We start from the raw sequence: 1,708 nt of genomic DNA on the forward strand, positions 1-1,708 counted from the left end.
AGCCAGATTGACACCGAATCGGCTGTCGAAGGGGTGCAACCAGGTTCGATCCACGGTTCCATACCGCCCCACCCCGACACTCGACAAAGCTGACGGGCAATCATCACCGAGTAGTCGACCGGCACCGATCATGTGTGCTCTCGCCAGATTTGTGAAAGTCCGCTACCACCAGAGGAAGTCAACGCGCTCTGCTGATCGAAGATCTGCCGACACCCCGCATGGAGGCGATAGCGTCGAGACTCTTGCCTTGCTCACAGAGGGAGCGGGGGGACTATCTCGTTAACGGTGTTTCGGCCGTTTTCATCAGTAGGTTTCTGATCCGGGCCAACGATCCGCGAACGTGATCGCGAAGGCATTGAGAGCGGGTTTCCACCGTGTGATCCATCGTGCCTGACCTTTGCCTGTCGGGTCCAGCGAACGGGTCACCAGGTACAAACATTTGAGCGCGGCTTGCTCGCTGGGGAAATGACCGCGAGCTTTGACCGCCCTCCGGTAGCGCGCATTCAGCGACTCAATAGAATTGGTAGAGCATATGACTCGACGTATCTCCGTGTCATAGTCAAGGAACGGGATGAACTCCTCCCACGCGTTGTCCCATAGCCGGATGATCGCCGGATACCGCTTGCCCCAGTTCTCGGCAAGGTCGTCGAAAGCAGCCCGCGCCGCTGCCTCACTCGGCGCGGTGTAGATCGGCTTCAGTTCCCGCTTCAGTGCGTCCCAGTGCTGACGTGCCGAGAGCCGAAAGGTGTTGCGGATCAGGTGCACCACACAGGTCTGGACCGTGGTGGCCGGCCACACATGCTCGACAACCTCCGGCAGGCCCTTGAGACCGTCGCAGACGAGAAAGAAAACGTCTTTGGTGCCACGGTTACGGATGTCAGTGAGCACGCTCATCCAGAACTTGGCGCCCTCGCCGCCCGTGCCGGCCCACAAACCAAGCACGTCGCGGCGCCCGTCCAGGCTCACCCCGATGGCCGCGTAGATCGGCCTGTTCGCGACCTGGCCGTCGCGGATCTTGACCACGATGGCATCGATGAAGATCGCGGCGTACACCTCATCGAGCGGACGTGCAGACCAATCCTGCATCTCCTCGATCACCTTGTCGGTGATCCGAGAAATCGTCTCCTTCGAGACCGATGCACCGTAGATTTCAGCGAAGTGCGCGCTGATCTCCCCAGTCGTTAACCCTTTGGCGTACAACGATAAAACGATCTCATCAACGCCGTTGAGCCGACGCTGCCGCTTCTTGACGATCTGCGGTTCGAACGTCCCTTCGCGGTCTCGGGGGACTTCGATCGGGACCTGCCCGGTCGACTCGGTCAGTACCGTCTTCGACCGAGTGCCGTTGCGGATATTTGTTGATGCCCGATCCGGGTTGGCCTGGTTCTTGTCGTGCCCGAGATGCTCGGTCATCTCCTCGTTCAATGCCGTTTCCAGGACCGTCTTGGTGAACTGCTTGAGCAGCCCATCCGGGCCCGTCAGCGACAGGCCCTGCTCTCTCGCCAAGCGCACGAGCTCCGCTGCCGCCGCCTCCTCGGCCGACGGTGGTGTCGACTTCTTCTTCGTCACATCATCCAGTGTCGTCATCACGGCACCCTTCTCGCCGGGCATTCACCCAGCGTGTCGGGCCGAAACACCGTTTAAGAAACACTCCCGGAGCGGGCCCGTTCGGTACGTTCGGGTGTCATGACGGTTGGGCGGGCACCGT

General features: G+C 60.6%; 1 protein-coding gene. It reads right to left on the reverse strand.

The window, feature by feature from the left end:
• Positions 1 to 303: 303 nt before the first annotated feature.
• The gene (locus ACF08D_RS31280) at positions 304 to 1,587 is read right to left on the reverse strand and encodes an IS256 family transposase (protein WP_209923685.1); all 1,284 of its coding nucleotides are present in this window, start codon (positions 1,585 to 1,587) and stop codon (positions 304 to 306) included.
• Positions 1,588 to 1,708 lie beyond the last annotated feature (121 nt).

It is taken from the genome of Streptomyces sp. NPDC015131, assembly GCF_043079975.1.
Classification (GTDB): Bacteria; Actinomycetota; Actinomycetes; order Streptomycetales; family Streptomycetaceae; genus Streptomyces.

Coding starts and splice junctions, on each gene's coding strand:
- ACF08D_RS31280 (WP_209923685.1), bottom strand. CDS start 1,587: ATGACGACACTGGATGATGTGACGAAGAAGAAGTCGACACCACCGTCG.